Below are 18,578 nucleotides of genomic sequence, written 5' to 3'. Positions count from 1 at the left end.
TCAGACAGTTGCCCGGCGGTAGAAGGCCAGCGAACCGGCAAGCGCCAGCAGCGCACCACCACAGGCTCGCTCCAGCCACATGGCGCCTGAGGTTTTCAGGAAACGCACCGCTTGCGAGCCGAAGAAGGCGTAGCCGAACATGATGAGGAAATCGAGTGCGGCAAAGACCAGCGCAAGCAGCGCATATTGCGTTGCCTGCGGCAGGGCCGGATCGATGAACTGCGGCAGGAAGGCCGAGAAGAACAGATAGCCCTTCGGATTGGTCGCCGCGACCATGAAGCTTTTCAGTCCGATCGAGAAGGGCGATGTCGCACCCGCAGGCGCCCCGGACTTCAACGCCGCGTCGATCGTGCCCTTCGAGCGCAGCAGCATGATACCGAGAAAAGTGAGATAGGCAGCACCCGCCCATTTCAGCATCGAGAACCAGAATTCCGATGCCGCCAGCAGCGCACCGAGCCCGATCGCGACGGCGCCGATCAGCACGAAATCGGACAGCACCGCGCCGATCATGCCGGCAATCGCCCGGCGCAGGCCGTGCCTCGAACCGTTGGTCAATGCCAGCAGCACCGTCGGCCCCGGCGTCGCGATGCCGACGAAGGAAACAGCTGCAAAAGCCAGAAGCGTGACGATATCCATGATGATCCCTCCGAACCTGGAGCAATTCCAGCGCTAGGTTCGAAATTTGCACGTGTCGCCAACCTTGGCAATGCCGGCCCTTCAACGAAAAAGCCCGCCGCCTCTTGAGGCAGCGGGCTTTCGAAGGGACACGATCGGATCAGACGCCGCTCTGGCCGTCGGAGCCGATATAGGCAATGCGGATCATATTGGTGGCGCCGGGCGTGCCGAGCGGCACGCCGGCCGAGATGATGATGCGATCGCCCGGCTTGCCGAAACCTTCGTCGGCGACGATGCGGCAGGCACGATTGACCATGTCGTCAAGATCGGTCGCATCATGGGTGACGACGCAATGCAGGCCCCAGACGATGGCAAGCCGGCGCGCCGTCTTGATGATCGGCGACAGCGCCAGGATCGGCACCTGCGGACGCTCGCGCGAAGCGCGAAGGCCTGTGGTGCCCGACGAGGTGTAGCAGACGATTGCCGACAGTTTCAGCGTCTCGGCGATTTGGCGGGCGGCAAGCGAGATCGCGTCGGCGCCGGTCGCTTCCGGCTGGGCTCGCTGAGCATAGATGATGCCGGGATAATGCGGCTCGCGCTCGATGGCGGTGGCAATCGACGCCATCGTCGAAACGGCTTCGACGGGGTAGTCGCCCGAGGCCGATTCGGCCGAAAGCATGACGGCATCCGCACCTTCGAAGACGGCGGTCGCGACGTCGGAAACTTCAGCGCGCGTCGGCACCGGCGCCGAGATCATCGATTCCAGCATCTGGGTGGCGACGACCACCGGCTTGCCCGAACGGCGGCAGGCGCGGATCAACTGCTTCTGGATGCCGGGAACCGATTCGAGCGGCATTTCGACGCCGAGATCGCCGCGGGCGACCATCAACGCGTCGGAAAGCTCGATGATTTCCTCGATGCGTTCGAGAGCTTGCGGCTTCTCGATCTTCGACATCAGGCCGACACGGCCGCGGGCGATCTTGCGCACTTCGGCAAGGTCGTCCGGACGCTGGACGAAGGACAGTGCCACCCAGTCGACATCGTCGGTGGCGAGCACGGCGTCGAGGTCGGCGCGGTCCTTATCCGTCAATGCGCCGACGCCGAGCAGCGTGTCGGGAAGGCTGACGCCCTTGCGGTCGGAAATGCGCGTGCCCGAAATAACTGTCGTGACGATGCTCTTGCCGTCGCATTTTTCTGCGCGCAGAGCGAGCTTGCCGTCGTCGATCAGCAGGCGGTGGCCGGGCTGCACCGATTCCAGGATCTCCGGATGCGGCAGATAGACGCGGTTCTGATCGCCAAGCGCTTCGTTGTTGTCGAGCGTGAAGGTCTGGCCGGGCTTCAGGTCCACCTTGCTGTCGACGAACTTGCCGACGCGCAGTTTCGGCCCCTGCAGGTCGGCGAGAATGCCGATCGGCCGGCCGGAGCGCGCCTCGACCGAGCGGATGCGCTGGATGAGCGTACGCATCAGGTCGTGGCTCGCATGGCTCATATTGATGCGGAAGACATCCGCACCGGCCTGGTGCAGCTTCTCGATCATCGATTCCTCGGAGGAGGCTGGCCCGAGGGTGGCGAGGATTTTAATTTTGCGATTGCGCTTCATCAATTCTGGCTTTCTTGCGTCCCTGGGGTGTCGGAGAGCTGAACCATCCAGCTACCCTGGCGGCCCGTATCATATTCCTTGAATCCCATTTTCTGGTAACCGCGGGCATAACAATCCTGCACACCCGTGATCTTGAATTCGTTTTCCGCCACGCACATCTGCACGTCACCCGTCCATCGTCCCCCCCGGGCGGCGTCCTCTGCGTAGAGGTAATAATAGCGCGACTGCAATTCTCCCTCGATCAACGTAGCGCAGGTCGTTGCCGGCACCTGCCACCAGCCCTCCGTCACCCAGCCATCCTTGGCCCGGTATCCGATGGCGACGCCGACGAGATTCTGTGTTCCGTTGCAGACGCGAAAATCGGCGCGTGCGGCATCTGCGATAAAAAACGGCATGGCAGCTGCAAGAGCGAACAGAGCGAGACGGACCAGCGGCCCGGACCGCGTGAGGAAACTTGGCGCGGCTTGGATCAACACGGCTCCCAAATAGCTCCACGGTTATTCGTATCCGTGTCTTCTTGCGCCGCCGTCAAGCGAAAGTCAACGCAATGCTAATCGATTATATTTCCTTTCATATACCGCCTGTCGAGGGTGCGGCTCGACCTCTCCCCACCTGCCGCGCTTGAACCCGCCGCAGGTGCATGCGATCACTGCGCCCGACGGCGCAATGACGAACGGCAATTCCCTGATGGACGACTTCCAATCCTTCGAAATCCTATCCGGCAAACATGACAAAGGCATGGTGATCCTCGCAGATCACGCGATGAACCGCCTCCCCGCGCGATATGGCCGGCTCGGACTGCCCGACGCGGCTTTTGCCCGCCACATCGCCTATGACATCGGCATCGAGGGCCTGACGCGGCAGCTTTCGGCAAGACTCGGCGTGCCCGCCGTGCTCGGCGGCTTCTCGCGCCTGCTGATCGACCCGAACCGCGGCGAGGACGATCCGACGCTGATCATGAAAATATCAGACGGCGCCGTCATATCCGGCAACCATCCGATCACCCAGGAAGAGTGGGACCACCGCATCGAAACCTTCCATCGCCCCTATCACGATGCCGTGGCCGCAACGATCGACAGCGTGGCGAATGCCACCGGCCGGGCTCCGCTGGTGCTGTCGCTGCACTCCTTCACCCCGGCCTGGAAAGGTACTCCCCGCCCCTGGCACGCCGCCGTACTCTGGGACAGCGATCATCGCGCCGTCGGCCCGCTGCTTGACATGCTGCGCGCCGATCCCGATCTCGTGGTCGGTGACAACGAACCCTATGACGGGGCGCTGAAGGGCGATACCATGTACCGCCACTGCATGATTACGGGCATTCCGCACGCGCTGCTCGAGGTGCGCCAGGATCTGATGGGAGACGACGCCGGCATATCGGCATGGGCCGGACGCCTGGCGCCGATCTTTGCGGCGATGAATGCCGATCCCGCCTTGCACGAATACGACGTCCACCTCTCACGCACCGGTCCCTATTGAACGAAGGAGAGCGAAATGACCACGCTCAGCAAGGAACAGCAGACCGAATTCGAGGCCGCCGCCTTCCGCCGCCTCGTCGCACATCTTCGTGAACGCAGCGACGTTCAGAACATCGATCTGATGAATCTGGCCGGCTTCTGCCGCAACTGCCTGTCGAACTGGTATCGCGAAGCCGCCGAGGCCGAAGGTGTCGCCGTTACCAGGGACGAATCGCGCGAGATGGTCTATGGCATGCCCTATGAGGACTGGAAGAATCTTCACCAGAACGAGGCCTCGCCTGTGCAAAAGGCTGCTTTTGAACTGAACAACCCACACAAATAGCCCGGCTTGCCCCGAACAGGCTTGACCGTGACGCCGCTTCGCGGCAGTCACGTGCATCCAAAATTAATCACCGGAAAATCAGGAGAACACGATGTCTGATGCTCATGGCGTCGCCCGCGATCAGCTTCGCGCTTTCATCGAGCGCATTGAACGGCTGGAAGAAGAAAAGAAGACCATCGCCGACGATATCAAGGACGTCTATGGCGAAGCCAAGGGAATGGGCTTCGACACCAAGATCCTGAAGAAGGTCGTGGCGCTGCGCAAGAAGGACGAGCAGGAGCGCATGGAAGAGGAAGCAATCCTCGACACCTATCTGCACGCGCTCGGGATGATCGAGGCGCCGCCGGAAGGCTGATCCGCCGGCATACTGATGTCGACCAAGCCGCCGGGCCTTCGCCCGGCGGCTTTTCTTTTGCTTAGAATCCGCTTGGCCAAACGGCCATCTTGCCCGATCGAAGCAGCCAAAAGAAAAACCGCCGGATCGCTCCGGCGGTTTTTCGATATTTCCGTGATTGGCCGGCTCAATTCGTGTTGAACTTGCGCACTTCCATGAAGTTCACAGCCGTGCCGCTGAAGCGGGCCGGGTCGACCGAGGCGGTCTTGATATTGAAGCCCTCGGCGTAGACGGCGGTCGGCTGGGCGCGCATCGTCTGGCTGACGAAACGCGGCGCCTTGACCTGCTTGGAAGCCATTTCGAGCCGAGCGTTGGTAAGCGCCCACTGCGAAATCATCTTTTCCGTCAGCTTCGGCTCGGTGCGCACCGTCGTGCGGCTGGCATCCGCTGCTGCGGCTTCCTTCTGCGTCGGGCGACCACCCTTGGTGGGAAGGCCCTGTGCCACGGCGCTTTCGGCGGCCGGCTCGTCGAAACCATCGCCGAAGCTTGCCGACTTGGTCATCGGCGCCAAAGCTGCAAGCTCGAGCGGCGGCTTTGCAGCCGGCTTTTGCGTCATCGCGGCGTTGATCGCCTGCTCCACCGTGACCGGCCCCTTCGACGCGATCTCGCTTTCACCCTCATTCCGCTGCTGCTCGAGCGCATCGGCGACGGCAGGAGACAGCGCGTCCTGATCGGCTTCGTCGGCATCTGCTTCCGGATCGGCATCGGCGGCGGCAAGCAGGTTCTCGGCAACGGAGGGGCGTTCGATCGGCGTCGGAACCGGCAATCCGTTCGCACCCGTCAGCACGCTAGGATCGACGGACGCGACCTCGGCGTCGCCGGGCGCGCGGCGCGGGCCGAGAAGCGAGGGAACCGGAATGCTGTAGGCGCTGAGATCGGCGAATTGCTGCGGCGGCGCCTGGTCGGCCGGAAGGGCCGCCGCAAGAGCCTGCTGTGCGGCATTACCCGAAGGCGGTGCGACGAGCGCGCTCGCCACTTCGCTGCCGGCCGGCTGACCGCTGAATGCGGGGCGAACCTGCGGCACGGGCGCGTTCAGATCGGCGACTTCGGTCTGCTGCGGCTCGACCGGAGCGGGCTCAGCCGGGGCGGGCTCCGCCTTCGGCGGCGTCGCCTTGGCGACGGCAACAGGCGTCGAATCATCCGACTCGTCTTCCTGCTCGTCCGCTCCGCCGCCAAACAGCGCGGCAAACAGCGTCTTATGTTTTGGCGCCGATTCGGAAGCGCTGGCGATCTCTATCTGCGTGCCGCTGGCGCGGCGCTTATAGTCGGCCATCGCCTGCTGGTAGCCCGGTAGCGGCTTGCCGTCAGCCGGAATATGAATGGTATTGCCGTTGGGGAAGAGCCGGACCAGCTCGTCGCGGCTCATGCGCGGCCAGGCGCGAACACCACCGACATCCATGTGCACGAAGGGCGAGCCCGACTTCGGATAGAAACCAACGCCACCGACCTGCATCTTCATGCCGATGGCGCGCAGCGTCGCCAGCTTGACGTCGGGAATGAAGAAATCCATCGCCTTGCCGAGCATATGCTGGCTCTTTTCGGCGACCCCGGAATTGCGCGAGCGGCCGCGCAGCATCTCGTTGGTTCCCGGCGAACGGAAACCGCAGACGACGTTGATATAGTCCCTCGAACCGCTCTGGCGATAGACTTCCCAGATCAGGTCGAACAGGCGCGGGTCCATCTTCGTCGGCTGGTTCTTGCGCCAGTCGCGCAGGAAGCGGTTCAGCTGCTCCAGACCCTTGGGGTCGAACTTGCCGTTGCGCTTGTAGGTGATGACGGCTTTTTCGCCGGTATGAATGAAATAGAGCTTCAGGCTGCGGGTGTCGCCCGCTGCCTGCGAAGGTGTACCAACGAATACCGGTGAGGAAACCGCAAGCGCAAGAAGGGCGGCCGCTACCGTCCTTATTGCCTTTCCGCAAATGTTGGCGCCCAACGAACGCCAGCTCAAGCGCGAAGGCTTAGAATTCCCATTCAGATTCGGCAACTCGATCCCCGTCAGACAGACAATGTCCCGTACTGTCTCAGATGACTGTCAAATGCGGTCACACGATGGCAAAAATGCCACACATGATCAACCTTTTCTTTACATAGTGAACGAGCCACTAACAAGTGGTTTATGACCGGTAACAAATCGTGGTTGCCTTAGTCTTAACAAAAAGCGCTTAAGCCGCATCTTTCTGGGGATTATCGGGATCGATACCGTAATCCTTGAGCTTGCGATAAAGTGTGGATCGGCCAATGCCGAGCTTCCGTGCCACTTGACTCATCTGCCCGCGATAGAATTTGAGTGCGAATCGGATGAGTTCTTCCTCGACATCGGCAAGCTTGCGCACATCTCCGGCGGGATTGACGCTGGCGATCGCGTTTTCCGAGGCTTCGGACAGGCGGTGGTGGTGCACCTCCCCCGATATCGACGCCCGGAACTCCTCACCATAGCTATCGTCGGGATCGAGGCCGGTATTGTCGGCAACCAGCGCCAGGTGATCCACCACCTCGTATTCCGGAAGCTGGGCAGCGATCTGCGGGAAGTCCGCTTCGGTCAGCTCCGGCCCTTCGGCCAGAACGACCGCGCGGAAGATCGCGTTTTCGAGCTGGCGGATATTGCCCGGCCAGTCATAGGCGGTCAGCAACGCCAGCGCGCCTGAGTTCACCGTCATACGGCGGCCGCTCTTCTGTTCGCTGGAGAAGCGATCGGCAAAGACGCGCACCAGATTGGGAATATCTTCCTTGCGTTTGCGCAGCGCCGGAATGGTGATCGGGAAGACATTGAGGCGATAGTAGAGATCCTCGCGGAAATGGCCGTTCTTGACCTCCTCGATCAGATCCTTGTTGGTCGCCGAGATCAGTCGGACATTGACCTTATGCGCGGTGCGCGCACCGACGGTCTCGATTTCGCCCTGCTGCACGGCGCGCAGGAGCTTCACCTGGACTTCGAGCGGCAGGTCGCCGATCTCGTCGAGGAAAATGGTGCCGCCGTCGGCTTCCATGAATTTGCCGATATGGCGTTCGGTCGCGCCGGTAAACGCGCCCTTCTCGTGACCGAAGAGAATGCTCTCGACGAGATTATGCGGGATCGCCCCGCAATTGACGGTGACGAAGGGCTTGTTCGAGCGGTCGCCGCCGGACTGAATGGCGCGCGCCACCAGCTCCTTGCCGACGCCGGATTCGCCTTCGAGCACGACGGGAATGTTGGATTGGGCCGCCCGCTGGGCGAGATCGATGACGCGGATCATCGCCGGGCTTGCCGATACGATGTCGTCGAAGCCGACCGAGCCTGAGCGCGACCGGCGTCCGGCCCGCGCCTTGACCTCGCGCTGGTCGAGTTTCATCGCGTTCGAGATCGACGTGGCGATGCGTTCAGGCGAGACCGGCTTGACGACGAAATCGAAGGCGCCGGCGCGCATTGCCTGCACCACCGTTTCGATACCGCCCTGGCCCGTCTGCACGATGACCGGGATCTGCGTGCCGAACTCGTGGAGCGCGTCGAGGAATTCGAGGCCGGTCATCTCCGGCATCATCAGGTCGAGCACGATGACGTTGAAAAGGCCGCCGTCGCGTTTGACCATTTCCAGGCCGATACGGCCGTTCTCCGCCTGGTGCACGACATGGCCGTGACGCTCGATTGCGTTCTTGAGCAGGCGGCGCTGCACCGGGTCGTCCTCGACCACGAGGATTTGCCCTGCTCCCTTGAGCTCATTGTAACCGGTCATTGTCGCCTCACTTCATGCGAAACCATAAAGCGCACTCTGACAGAAAGGCTTGAACATCCAGTTTTGAGAAACAATTGCATTTTAACGATTGGAACGGGTCATTTTCATGCCGAAGCGACGCCTTTCATGCGCCGAAAATCCCTTGATGCGGGGGCTTCTCACGCTTACAGCGCCGCGCGTCTTTTCAGACGCGCAAAGGACGCTGTAACACTTTGAACCTGCGCATCGTGCTTTCCGAAAATCGATTCCGATTTTCGGGCCGATGCGCTAGACAATCAGACCTGTTATGAAAGTGGAGAGGAATTGCACCCATGAAAATCAAGCTCCCGCACGCCCGCCTTCTTTTGTCGGCAGCAGCGCCAGCTGGAGCCGCCGATCCGGCGCTCGGCGATCTGCCGGTCTGGAAGCTGCAAGATCTCTACCCCTCCGCCACGTCGACCGCTTTCGTCGCCGACATGGAAAAGGCCGGCAAGGCCGCAATCGCCTTTGAAGAAAAATGGAAGGGCAAACTCGCTGAGGCCGCGACGAAGACTGGTGCCGAGGGCATCGGCGCGGCGCTGAAGGAATATGAGGCGCTTGACGATATCATCGGCCGCCTCGGCTCCTTTGCCGGCCTCACCTATTTCTCCGACACCACCAACCCGGCAAACGGCAAGCTCTACGGCGACGTGCAGGCCAAGATCACCGAATTTTCCGGCCACCTCCTGTTTTTCGCGCTGGAGCTGAACCGCATCGACGACGCGGTGGTCGACGCCTGCATGGCGAGCGATTCCGCCGCCGGACACTATCGCCCTTGGCTGCTCGATCTCAGGAAGGACAAGCCCTACCAGCTCGACGACAGGCTGGAACAGCTCTTCCTCGAGAAGTCGATGACATCGGCCGCCGCCTTCAACCGCCTCTTCGACGAAACCATGGCGGAACTTCGCTACGACATCGATGGCGAGAAAGTGCCGCTCGAAGTGGCGCTGAACAGGCTGCAGGAAAAGGACCCTGAAGTCCGCCGCAAAGCGGCTATGGCGCTCGCCGAAACCTTCAAGGCGAATATCCGCACTTTCACGCTGATCACCAACACGCTTGCCAAGGACAAGGAGATCGCCGATCGCTGGCGCGGCTTCGAAGACATCGCCGACAGTCGCCACCTGGCAAACCGGGTGGAGCGCGAGGTCGTCGATGCGCTGGCCGCGGCCGTCCGTGAAGCCTATCCCCGCCTTTCGCATCGCTATTACAAGATGAAGGCGAAATGGCTCGGCATGGAGCAGATGAATTTCTGGGATCGCAACGCGCCGCTGCCGGAAACCTCCAGCGCCATCATCTCCTGGCCGGAGGCAAAGGACACGGTGCTTTCGGCCTACAGCAATTTCGCCCCGGAGATGGCTGCCATCGCCAAGCGCTTCTTCGACGAACAATGGATCGACGCCCCGGTCCGTCCCGGCAAGGCGCCAGGCGCCTTCGCCCATCCGACGGTTCCCTCGGCCCATCCCTATGTGCTCGTCAATTATATGGGCAAGCCGCGCGACGTAATGACGCTTGCCCATGAACTCGGGCACGGCGTGCACCAGGTTCTCGCCGGTGCGCAAGGGGCGCTGATGTGCCAGACGCCGCTGACGCTTGCCGAAACCGCGTCCGTCTTCGGCGAGATGCTGACCTTCCGCGCGCTTCTGCAAAAGACCACCGACACGCGCGAGCGCAAGGCGATGCTCGCCCAGAAGGTCGAGGACATGATCAACACGGTCGTGCGCCAGATCGCCTTCTACGAATTCGAGCGCAAGCTCCACACCGCCCGCAAATCAGGCGAACTGACAGCCGACGACATCGGTGAACTCTGGCTCTCCGTCCAGTCGGAAAGCCTCGGGCCGGCGATCAACATTTCGGAGGGTTACGAGACCTACTGGGCCTATATCCCCCACTTCATCCACTCGCCCTTCTATGTCTACGCCTATGCCTTTGGCGATTGCCTGGTGAATTCGCTCTATGCCGTCTACCAGAAGGCCGAGAAAGGCTTCCAGGAGAAGTATTTCGAACTGCTGAGGGCCGGCGGCACCAAGCATCACTCGGAATTGCTGAAGCCTTTCGGCCTCGACGCCACCGATCCGTCGTTCTGGAGCCAGGGCCTGTCGATGATCGAAGGGCTGATCGACGAGTTGGAAGCGTTGGATAGAGGCTGAGATCTCTTCTCCAAAGGCGGAAGGGCAGCAACGGGTCTCTTCTCCCCTCGGGAGAAGGTGCCGGCAGGCGGATGGGGGGCGACACGGCTGAACCTGTCCTTCGCATGTGCTCAGGACGTCGCTCCGCTCCGCCCGCTCATCTGCCCTTTGGGCATCTTCTCCCCCGTGGGGAGAAGCGGAAAAATGCCTCACGCTCCCATTGGATTTTGAGCAATGAGGAGCAGAACAAATTGAAAGCGGCGCGTGGCTGACCAACCCTACATTCTCTTCCGCGACGACACGACCGGACAGGTGATGCTTTTCGCCGAGCCGGCCGAGATCATCGTTGCCAGCACGCGCGCCGAGTTCTTTGCGGGTCTTACCCGGATGGAGCAGGCCAAGGCCGAGGGCAAATGGCTTGCCGGCTATATGGCCTACGAGGCCGGATACTTCTTTGAGGAGAAACTCGCCCCCTTCGCTGGGGAACACCGCGAAACACCGCTGCTTTGCTTCGGCGTCTTCGATGCGCCGCAGCCGGATGCGCATCCGCTTGCCCAGCCCAAACAGCGTCTCGAAAACGAGGAATTCCTCACTGCTCCGAAAGCTGCCTGGGATTTCGCTATATATAAGGAGCGCTTCGACCGCCTCCACCAGCATCTGCGGCTCGGCGACGCCTATCAGGCGAACCTCACCATGCCGGTCGAAGCCCGCTGGAACGGCGATCCCCGTGCCGCCTTCTGGTCGCTGATCGAACGCCAGCCGGTCAAATACGGCGCGCTGGTTGATCTCGGCGGTCCGGTCATCCTTTCGCGGTCGCCCGAGCTTTTCTTCCGCACCGACGAACAGGGCTGGATCGAGACCCATCCGATGAAGGGTACGGCGAAACGCGGCGCCACCGCCGCCGAGGATGCCGAAATCATCGAGGCCATGCGCCGCGATATCAAGACGCAGGCGGAAAACCGCATGATCGTCGATCTCCTGCGCAACGATATCTCCCGCATCACCGAAGTCGGCACGCTCGACGTCCCGAAGCTTTTCGACATCGAGACCTATCCGACCGTCCACCAGATGGTGAGCCATGTGCAGGCAAGGCTCCGCCCCGATCTTTCGATCCGCGACATCTTTTCCGCGCTTTTTCCCTGCGGCTCGATCACCGGCGCGCCAAAGATGCGGGCAATGGAAATTCTCCATGCGCTCGAGGATGCCCCGCGCGACGCCTATTGCGGCGCAATCGGCATGATCTCGCCCGCCGGCGCCATGCGTTTTTCCGTCGCCATCCGCACCATCACGCTTTTTGAGGGCGGCAGGGCCGTCTTCAATGTCGGCGGCGGCATCGTCTTCGATTCGACCGCCGAGGCCGAATATGAGGAATGCCTGCTCAAGGCCCGCTTCGCTGTCGGCGATCATTGGATTGCACGATGATCGATTTTTCGTTGATCGAGACGCTGCGCTGGCAGCCGGGCGAGGGCTTCATCCGGCGGCAGTTGCATCTCGCCCGGCTTTCCCGCTCCGCCGGTCGCCTCGGCTTCCCGCAACCGGTCGACGCGGCGGCCAAGCTCGACCAAGCCGTTGCAGGCGCTACCGGTCCGCTGCGCATCCGCCTGACTTTCGACGCGCAAGGCCGCATCGAGGTGACGAGCGCCGCTTTCGTGCCGCTGGCGCCCGATACCACCTGGATCGTCCGCCTCGCCGAGACCCGTCTGGATTCCGCCGACAGGCTGCTTCGGGTCAAGACCACACGCCGTGCCGTCTACGAGAGAGCCCGCGCCGAATATGGGCCCTATGAGGCCGATGAAGTCATCCTGTTGAACGAGCACGACGAAGTCTGCGAGGGCACCATCACCTCGATCTTCCTCGACGACGGGAGCGGCATTCTGCGCACCCCGCCCATCTCCTGCGGCCTGCTCGCCGGCGTGCTGCGCACCGAACTCATCTGCCAGCGCAGGGCCCGCGTCGGCCGCCTCACGCTTGCCGATCTCGATGCCGGCACGCTTTATATCGGCAACTCGCTGCGTGGCCTGATCCGCGCAAACCTTCTGAGGCACTCACCATGTTCATTCTCTCCCTCACCTATCTCAAGTCCAACGATGAAGCCGACGGGCAGATGGAGCCGCATATGGCCTGGGTGAAGGAGGGTTATGCGAAGGGTTGGTTCCTCGCCTCCGGCCGCAAGGTGCCGCGCACCGGCGGCGTCATCCTGGCGATCGGCGAGCGCGCTGGGATCGAGGCCTATGTCGCCGCCGATCCCTTCACCATCCACGGCATCGCCGAATACGAAATCACCGAGCTTGCCGTAACGACGGTGGTCGAAGGGCTGGAAATCCTGAAGCGCTGAATCTACGCGAACCGATCGTGGATAGTCGCGCCGGCCTCCATCGCCCGACCGATATTTGGCCTTTCCCCGTCAACGCTCTTTATTGTGACGTCGTTTTGTGATTAGAGCCGGTCACCTCGCACTCTCTGCGGCAATTTCAAATAATTCTTCGGGCTGAACGCCTTCGTCGCCTTCCACAGGAGAAAAGAATGACGGAACAGAACTATCCGGTATATGCCGAAATTACCGGTCCGATCGTGATGATCGGCTTTGGCTCCATCGGCCGCGGCACCCTGCCCCTGATCGAGCGCCATTTCAAATTCGACAAGAGCCGGATGGTCGTCATCGACCCGCGCGAAGATCCCTCTGACATGGAGATCCTGAAGAAGCACGGCGTTCGCCACATCAAGGAATATGTCACTAAGGAGAATTACAAGGAACTGCTGAAGCCGCTGCTGACGGAAGGCGAAGGCCAGGGTTTCTGCGTCAACCTCTCGGTCGACACCTCCTCGCTCGACCTCATCAAGCTCTGCCGCAAGCATGACGTGCTCTACGTCGACACCGTCGTCGAACCCTGGCTCGGCTTCTATTTCGACAAGGGTATGAGCAATGCCGACCGCACCAACTATGCGCTGCGCGAAACCGTGCGCAAGGAAAAGGCGAAGAACCCGGGCGGCGCCACCGCCGTCTCCACCTGCGGCGCCAATCCGGGCATGGTCTCCTGGTTCGTCAAGCAGGCGCTCGTCAACCTCGCCAACGACACCGGCCTGAAATTCGACGAGCCGGACCAGCACGATCGCGAAGGCTGGGCAAAGCTGATGAAGAAACTCGGCGTCAAGGGCGTCCACATCGCCGAGCGTGATACCCAGCGCACCAAGCATCCGAAGCCGCTCAACGTCTTCTGGAACACCTGGTCCGTCGAAGGCTTCATCTCCGAAGGCATGCAGCCGGCCGAACTCGGCTGGGGCACCCATGAAGAGTGGATGCCGAAGAATGCCAAGAAGCACAAGAAGGGCAACAAGGCGGCGATCTACCTGGAACAGCCGGGCGCCAACACCCGCGTGCGGACCTGGTGCCCGACGCCCGGCCCGCAATATGGCTTCCTCGTCACCCACAATGAGTCGATCTCGATCGCCGACTATTTCACCGTGCGCGACAAGGACGGCGAAGTGACCTTCCGCCCGACCTGCCACTATGCCTACCACCCGGCCAACGACGCCGTGCTCTCGCTGCATGAGATGTTCGGCAATGGCGGCACCCCGCAGCCGGTCCATCACGTTCTCGACGAGGACGAGCTGGAGGACGGCATCGACGAACTCGGCGTCCTGCTCTACGGTCATGAGAAGAACGCCTACTGGTACGGCTCGCGGCTGTCGCTGGAAGAAACCCGCCGCATCGCGCCCTACCAGAACGCCACCGGCCTGCAGGTCACATCAGCCGTTCTCGCCGGCATGGTCTGGGCGCTGGAAAACCCGACAGCCGGCATCGTCGAAGCCGACGAGATCGACTACAAGCGCTGCCTCGAAGTGCAGATGCCCTATCTCGGCCCGGTCGAAGGTCATTACACCGACTGGACACCCCTCGACGGCCGTCCGGGCCTCTTCCCGGAAGATATCGACACCAAGGATCCGTGGCAGTTCCGGAACATTCTGGTTCGCTGAGATCATTTCCTCGGCTTTGACAATGCCCGCCGCAAGGCGGGCATTTTTGTAACGCCTGCTGTCTAAATGCTGGCCGCTGCCCCTCCAAGGCTTGCCTTCAAGCCGGGCGCGCGCCATGTTTTGCCCGAACTTGGCGGGTGTCCGCCGCGCCGATTCGCCGGGAGAAGCCTTATGAAAATCAGAACTGGTCTCGTTCTTGTCGGCGCAGCCGCCGCTCTTGCCGCCTGTGTTTCATCGGAGCCGCGTCGCCTGCCGGTTGCAACCGCACCCGTCGCCACCGGCGTCGAAGGCAATTGGAGCGATCCGAACGGCATCGTTTCCACCTTCCAGGGCGGCACTTTCACCACCCGCACCACCGATAGCAACCAGCTTCTCGCCTCAGGCACCTATATCAACACTTCGCCGACCCTGGTGGAGATCAACATGACCTCGCTGGTGCGCAAGACCCAGTCCAAGGTCAATTGCGCTCTCGTCAATCCGAGCCAGTTGAACTGCACCTCCGATTCCGGCGCACAGTTCACGCTTTCCCGCCGCGGCTGAAAGATGAGGCGATAGGCTAGGCACACCATGCGGGCCTTCGCCTTTTACCTCGTTCTGCTGCTTGCAATGCCGCTTGCGGCACTTGCCGTTATTTTGCCGGCCAATGTCTATCGTGCCCAGGGCATCGCCGCTCCCGATTGCGACGGGCCGCTGCAGGTGTTGATCTTCGCCGTACCGGCAATCCTGATTTATGGTGCGGGCGCATTTCTGGTCTACCGGACCGGCCGGCGCTTTCATCGCCTCTTTGCCCTTTTCTGTTTGGTCATCGCGCTGGCGACAGTTCCGAATATTGCCGAGGCCGTACACGAACTCTACCGAAACGCGGCCGATGGCGAATGCCAGGGATAAGCAGCCCGGCTTTTTTGCCCTGTCCCCTTGGAAAGCGCCCTGCCTGGCCCAGCTTTCTCTTGCGGTTGCACATCGTCTGATGGAACAATCCGAAGGCCGGGCAATCGCCCCGGCGCACAATGAAAGGGAACGGCGAGGGATCAGGGGAATCTTTCGCCTCAATCAGGAGAACAGGGATGACGAAGTCTTTCAGCTTCGGTCTTTTGACCGCGTCCATGCTGGCGCTGAGCGCGGGCGCCGCCTTTGCGGATTACGAACTTAATATTCTTCATATCAACGATTTCCATTCGCGCATCGAATCGATCAACAAATTCGACTCCACCTGCTCGGCCGAGGAGGAAGGCAAGAAGGAATGCTTCGGGGGTGCTGCCCGCCTGAAGACCGCGATCGACCAGCGCCGTCAGGCGCTATCCGGCAAGAACGTCGTCCTCCTGAACGCCGGCGACAATTTCCAGGGCTCGCTGTTCTACACGACCTACAAGGGAGCGGCCGAAGCCGAATTCCTCAACCTGATGAAGTTCGACGCCATGACCGTCGGCAATCATGAATTCGACGACAGCGAGGACGGGCTTGCGACCTTCCTCGACAAGGTGCAGTTCCCTGTCGTGACGGCGAACGTCAAGGCGACGGCTGCCTCTAAGCTCGGCGACCGCATCAAGCCCTCGCTGGTGCTTGATGTCGGCGGCCAGAAGATCGGCATCGTCGGCGCCGTCACCAATGATACCCCCGAGCTGTCCTCCCCCGGTCCGAACGTCACGATATCAGATGACGTCCAGGCCATTACGTCAGCCGTCCAGGATCTGAAGGGCCAGGGCGTCAACAAGATCATCGCGCTGACCCATGTCGGTTATCCCCGCGATCTCGCCCTGATCGCCAAGATTCCGGACGTCGATGTCGTCGTCGGCGGCCACTCCCATAGCCTGCTCTCCAACACCGATCCGAAGGCCGAAGGCCCCTATCCGACGATGGTCGACAATCCCGGCGGCTACAAGGTGCCGGTCGTCCAGGCCGCTTCCTACAGCAAGTATCTCGGCGATCTCGTCGTCAATTTCGACGACAACGGCGTCGTCAAGGATGCCAAGGGCGATCCAATCCTGATCGATTCCACCTTCACGCCCGATCCGGCTGTCATTACCCGCATCGCCGAACTGGCAAAGCCGATCGAGGAACTGCGCAACAAGGTCATCGGCTCCTCCGAAAGCCCGATCGAGGGCGATCGCAAGGTCTGCCGCGTCAAGGAATGCTCGATGGGCAATCTGGTGGCTGACGCCATGCTCGACCGTACGAAGAACCAGGGCGTCACCATCGCCGTCCAGAACGGCGGCGGCCTGCGCGCGTCGATCGACGGCGGCGAGGTCACCCAGGGCGAGGTCATCACCGTCCTGCCTTTCCAGAACACGCTCGCCACTTTTGAATTGACCGGCGCAGACGTCGTCAAGGCGCTCGAAAACGGCGTCAGCCAGATCGACCAGAGCGCCGGCCGCTTTCCGCAGGTCGCCGGCCTGAAATTCTCCTTCGACCCGTCGAAGCCCGCGGGCAGCCGTGTCAGCGATGTTCAGGTGAAGGACGGCGCCAATTTCGCGCCGATCGATTCGGCCAAGACCTACAAACTCGCCACCAACAACTTCATGCGGGCCGGCGGCGACGGCTATTCGATCTTCAAGGAGGGCCAGAACGCCTATGATTTCGGCCCGGATCTTGCCGATGTGACTGCGGCATACGTCGCCGCGCATTCGCCCTATAAGCCATACACGGATGGCCGCATCGCGGAACTGGCGCAGGCAGCGCCGGCCCCCTCCGCTTCCGAACCGGCGCCTGCTGCACCGGCTGCTCCTGCTCCATCCACAGAGCCGGCTCCCGCACCCGCTGCACCGGCACCTGCCGCTCCGGCACCAGCAGCCCCCGCGCCCGCTGCGGAACCCACACCGGCGCCGGCAGCCTCCGCACCTGCCGCAACGACGCCGTCCACCCACGTCATTGCCGCCGGCGACACATTCTGGGATCTCGCCGTAACCTTCTATGGCGACGGCACGTTGTGGCGGAAGCTGTCGGATGCCAACGGCAAGCCGAACCCACGTCACCTGACGGTTGGCAAGGAGATCGAGGTTCCCGCCAAGTAAGACGATTTGTCCCGATGCCACTGGCCGGTCCGGGGTTTCCCGGGCCGGCTTTTCTTTCTATAGGGTGAACCACGATCTCCAGGCTGCGTATGAGCTGACGAGACAAAAAAAGCGTTGGGGCCAGAATGACAGCAGATATTTCACTCCGCCCGGCGGACCATCCGGCCGTAAAATCAGGCAAGGTCGGTGTCCTGCTGGTCAATCTCGGCACGCCCGATGGCACCGATTACACGTCGATGCGCCGCTATCTCAGGGAATTTCTGACCGATCGCCGCGTCATCGAATGGTCGCCCTGGAAGTGGTACCCGATCCTGTTCGGCATCGTGCTCAACACCCGCCCGCAGAAGGTCGGCAAGGCCTATGAGCTGATCTGGAATAAGGAGAAGAACGAAAGTTATCTCCGCACCTACACCCGCAACCAATCGGAGCTGATGGCCGAGCGCCTGAAGGATCTTGATAGCGTCAAAGTCGACTGGGCGATGCGCTATGGTACGCCGTCGATCGCTTCGCGCATCGACGCGCTGAAGCAAGAGGGATGCGACCGTATCGTGCTCTTCCCGCTTTATCCGCAATATGCGGCGGCAACGACCGCCACCGTCAACGACAAGGCCTTCCAGAAGCTGCTCTCTATGCGCTGGCAGCCGGCGCTGCGCACCGTGCCCGACTATCACGACGACGAGACCTATATCGAGGCACTCGCCAGTTCCGTCGAAAGACATCTTTCGACGCTCGACTGGAAGCCCGAGATGCTGCTCGCCTCCTTCCACGGCATCCCCATGTCCTATTTCAAGCAGGGTGATCCCTATTACTGTCAATGCCAGAAGACCGGCCGGCTGCTGCGCGAGCGGCTCGGATTGACCGAGGAAAACTTCATGGTCACCTTTCAGTCCCGCTTCGGGCCGGAGGAATGGCTGCAGCCCTATACCGACAAGACGGTGGAGAAGCTCGCCAAGGACGGCGTCAAGCGCATCGCCGTCATCAATCCGGGCTTCGTCTCCGACTGTCTGGAGACGCTCGAGGAGATCGCCGAGCAGGCTGCCCATTCTTTCCATGAGAACGGTGGAGAGAAGTTCGCGCATATCCCCTGCCTCAACGACGGCGAGGACGGCATGAAGGTGCTGGAAAAGGTCGTGCGCCGCGAATTGCAGGGCTGGACCTGAGAGATCTTTTCAGAAAGCATCGCCGCACGGATAGCTGGCGAAGATCCAAATAACCCAACCGAGAGGAAACCTCCACCTCACACGGATGTGTAGCATCCATACGGCATTTCTTCCTCGCAAAGAACATGCTACCCCACCACATCAGTGTATGGGCGCATGCGCCGATAGGAGGAAT

At 61.6% G+C, this 18,578-nt stretch carries 16 protein-coding genes and 1 pseudogene; 12 read left to right on the top strand and 5 right to left on the bottom strand.

Annotated elements, in window-relative coordinates:
• From FHX10_RS28180 to FHX10_RS28170, 3 genes are all read right to left on the bottom strand, one after another.
• Complete coding sequence (locus tag FHX10_RS28180) at positions 1–636, bottom strand: LysE family translocator (protein WP_028755992.1); 636 nt, start codon at positions 634–636, stop codon at positions 1–3.
• A 139-nt stretch (positions 637–775) separates the two neighbouring features.
• Positions 776–2,215 carry a pyruvate kinase gene (gene pyk / locus FHX10_RS28175; RefSeq protein WP_028755993.1) on the bottom strand — a complete coding sequence of 480 codons (1,440 nt, stop codon included), beginning with the start codon at positions 2,213–2,215 and terminating at the stop codon, positions 776–778.
• Positions 2,215–2,700 carry a DUF1036 domain-containing protein gene (locus tag FHX10_RS28170; protein WP_017967841.1) on the bottom strand — a complete coding sequence of 162 codons (486 nt, stop codon included), beginning with the start codon at positions 2,698–2,700 and terminating at the stop codon, positions 2,215–2,217. Before FHX10_RS28170 ends, pyk begins: the two co-directional genes overlap by 1 nt.
• A gap of 202 nt (positions 2,701–2,902) precedes the next feature.
• On the opposite strand from FHX10_RS28170, the gene FHX10_RS28165 reads away from it, so the two are divergent.
• The 3 genes from FHX10_RS28165 to FHX10_RS28155 all read left to right on the top strand — a co-directional run bounded on the left by FHX10_RS28165 (position 2,903) and on the right by FHX10_RS28155 (position 4,367).
• Positions 2,903–3,691 carry an N-formylglutamate amidohydrolase gene (locus FHX10_RS28165; protein ID WP_028755994.1) on the top strand — a complete coding sequence of 263 codons (789 nt, stop codon included), beginning with the start codon at positions 2,903–2,905 and terminating at the stop codon, positions 3,689–3,691.
• Between the two features lie 15 nt (positions 3,692–3,706).
• On the top strand, positions 3,707–4,012 hold the full coding sequence (locus tag FHX10_RS28160) for a DUF1244 domain-containing protein (RefSeq protein WP_028755995.1): 306 nt from the start codon (positions 3,707–3,709) through the stop codon (positions 4,010–4,012).
• A gap of 91 nt (positions 4,013–4,103) precedes the next feature.
• A complete protein-coding gene (locus tag FHX10_RS28155; RefSeq protein ID WP_008533181.1) occupies positions 4,104–4,367 on the top strand; it encodes a DUF2312 domain-containing protein in 264 nt (87 codons plus the stop codon).
• Positions 4,368–4,533: 166 nt separating this feature from the next.
• Here FHX10_RS28155 and FHX10_RS28150 read toward each other — a convergent pair whose 3' ends face one another.
• Both FHX10_RS28150 and FHX10_RS28145 read right to left on the bottom strand, forming a co-directional pair.
• Entirely contained in the window at positions 4,534–6,390 is a 1,857-nt protein-coding gene (locus FHX10_RS28150; RefSeq protein ID WP_028755996.1) for a DUF882 domain-containing protein, read from the bottom strand.
• A gap of 178 nt (positions 6,391–6,568) precedes the next feature.
• Complete coding sequence (locus tag FHX10_RS28145) at positions 6,569–8,116, bottom strand: sigma-54-dependent transcriptional regulator (RefSeq protein WP_028755997.1); 1,548 nt, start codon at positions 8,114–8,116, stop codon at positions 6,569–6,571.
• 311 nt (positions 8,117–8,427) lie between these two features.
• On the opposite strand from FHX10_RS28145, the gene FHX10_RS28140 reads away from it, so the two are divergent.
• The 9 genes and pseudogenes from FHX10_RS28140 (at position 8,428) to hemH (ending at position 18,403) form a co-directional block, all read left to right on the top strand.
• Complete coding sequence (locus tag FHX10_RS28140) at positions 8,428–10,281, top strand: M3 family oligoendopeptidase (protein ID WP_029867998.1); 1,854 nt, start codon at positions 8,428–8,430, stop codon at positions 10,279–10,281.
• Positions 10,282–10,575: 294 nt separating this feature from the next.
• Positions 10,576–11,682 carry an aminodeoxychorismate synthase component I gene (locus FHX10_RS28135; protein ID WP_210294485.1) on the top strand — a complete coding sequence of 369 codons (1,107 nt, stop codon included), beginning with the start codon at positions 10,576–10,578 and terminating at the stop codon, positions 11,680–11,682.
• Positions 11,679–12,302, top strand: a pseudogene (locus FHX10_RS28130) (aminotransferase class IV family protein); the annotation flags it as partial. The gene FHX10_RS28135 and the pseudogene FHX10_RS28130, both read left to right, overlap by 4 nt.
• Positions 12,303–12,310: 8 nt before the next feature.
• Positions 12,311–12,595, top strand: coding sequence for a YciI family protein (locus FHX10_RS28125; RefSeq protein WP_047616412.1), 285 nt, complete (start codon positions 12,311–12,313; stop codon positions 12,593–12,595).
• 188 nt (positions 12,596–12,783) lie between these two features.
• Positions 12,784–14,235, top strand: coding sequence for a homospermidine synthase (locus tag FHX10_RS28120; protein WP_063475334.1), 1,452 nt, complete (start codon positions 12,784–12,786; stop codon positions 14,233–14,235).
• A 171-nt stretch (positions 14,236–14,406) separates the two neighbouring features.
• The gene (gene omp10 / locus FHX10_RS28115) at positions 14,407–14,775 is read left to right on the top strand and encodes an outer membrane lipoprotein Omp10 (RefSeq protein ID WP_028756665.1); all 369 of its coding nucleotides are present in this window, start codon (positions 14,407–14,409) and stop codon (positions 14,773–14,775) included.
• Between the two features lie 27 nt (positions 14,776–14,802).
• Positions 14,803–15,123 (top strand): hypothetical protein, encoded by a 321-nt coding sequence (locus FHX10_RS28110; RefSeq protein WP_028756666.1) that lies wholly within the window; start codon positions 14,803–14,805, stop codon positions 15,121–15,123.
• A 176-nt stretch (positions 15,124–15,299) separates the two neighbouring features.
• Positions 15,300–17,243: a bifunctional metallophosphatase/5'-nucleotidase gene (locus FHX10_RS28105; protein WP_063475333.1), complete on the top strand. Its 1,944-nt coding sequence runs from the start codon at positions 15,300–15,302 to the stop codon at positions 17,241–17,243.
• A 125-nt stretch (positions 17,244–17,368) separates the two neighbouring features.
• Positions 17,369–18,403 carry a ferrochelatase gene (hemH, locus tag FHX10_RS28100; protein WP_028758602.1) on the top strand — a complete coding sequence of 345 codons (1,035 nt, stop codon included), beginning with the start codon at positions 17,369–17,371 and terminating at the stop codon, positions 18,401–18,403.
• Positions 18,404–18,578: the final 175 nt, after the last annotated feature.

Origin of the sequence: Rhizobium sp. BK591, from assembly GCF_014195045.1 — a bacterium.
In the GTDB taxonomy this organism is placed as follows: domain Bacteria; phylum Pseudomonadota; class Alphaproteobacteria; order Rhizobiales; family Rhizobiaceae; genus Rhizobium; species Rhizobium anhuiense.
The sequence above is the reverse complement of the archived record's forward strand: the minus strand, read 5'-3'. Positions and strand labels throughout refer to the sequence as shown.

Bases quoted from the DNA above. Each gene is read 5' to 3' on its own strand.
- FHX10_RS28180 (WP_028755992.1), bottom strand. From the start codon at position 636: ATGGATATCGTCACGCTTCTGGCTTTTGCAGCTGTTTCCTTCGTCGGC.
- pyk (WP_028755993.1), bottom strand. From the start codon at position 2,215: ATGAAGCGCAATCGCAAAATTAAAATCCTCGCCACCCTCGGGCCAGCC.
- FHX10_RS28165 (WP_028755994.1), top strand. From the start codon at position 2,903: ATGGACGACTTCCAATCCTTCGAAATCCTATCCGGCAAACATGACAAA.
- FHX10_RS28160 (WP_028755995.1), top strand. From the start codon at position 3,707: ATGACCACGCTCAGCAAGGAACAGCAGACCGAATTCGAGGCCGCCGCC.
- FHX10_RS28155 (WP_008533181.1), top strand. From the start codon at position 4,104: ATGTCTGATGCTCATGGCGTCGCCCGCGATCAGCTTCGCGCTTTCATC.
- FHX10_RS28145 (WP_028755997.1), bottom strand. From the start codon at position 8,116: ATGACCGGTTACAATGAGCTCAAGGGAGCAGGGCAAATCCTCGTGGTC.
- FHX10_RS28140 (WP_029867998.1), top strand. From the start codon at position 8,428: ATGAAAATCAAGCTCCCGCACGCCCGCCTTCTTTTGTCGGCAGCAGCG.
- FHX10_RS28135 (WP_210294485.1), top strand. From the start codon at position 10,576: ATGCTTTTCGCCGAGCCGGCCGAGATCATCGTTGCCAGCACGCGCGCC.
- FHX10_RS28125 (WP_047616412.1), top strand. From the start codon at position 12,311: ATGTTCATTCTCTCCCTCACCTATCTCAAGTCCAACGATGAAGCCGAC.
- FHX10_RS28120 (WP_063475334.1), top strand. From the start codon at position 12,784: ATGACGGAACAGAACTATCCGGTATATGCCGAAATTACCGGTCCGATC.
- omp10 (WP_028756665.1), top strand. From the start codon at position 14,407: ATGAAAATCAGAACTGGTCTCGTTCTTGTCGGCGCAGCCGCCGCTCTT.
- FHX10_RS28110 (WP_028756666.1), top strand. From the start codon at position 14,803: ATGCGGGCCTTCGCCTTTTACCTCGTTCTGCTGCTTGCAATGCCGCTT.
- FHX10_RS28105 (WP_063475333.1), top strand. From the start codon at position 15,300: ATGACGAAGTCTTTCAGCTTCGGTCTTTTGACCGCGTCCATGCTGGCG.
- hemH (WP_028758602.1), top strand. From the start codon at position 17,369: ATGACAGCAGATATTTCACTCCGCCCGGCGGACCATCCGGCCGTAAAA.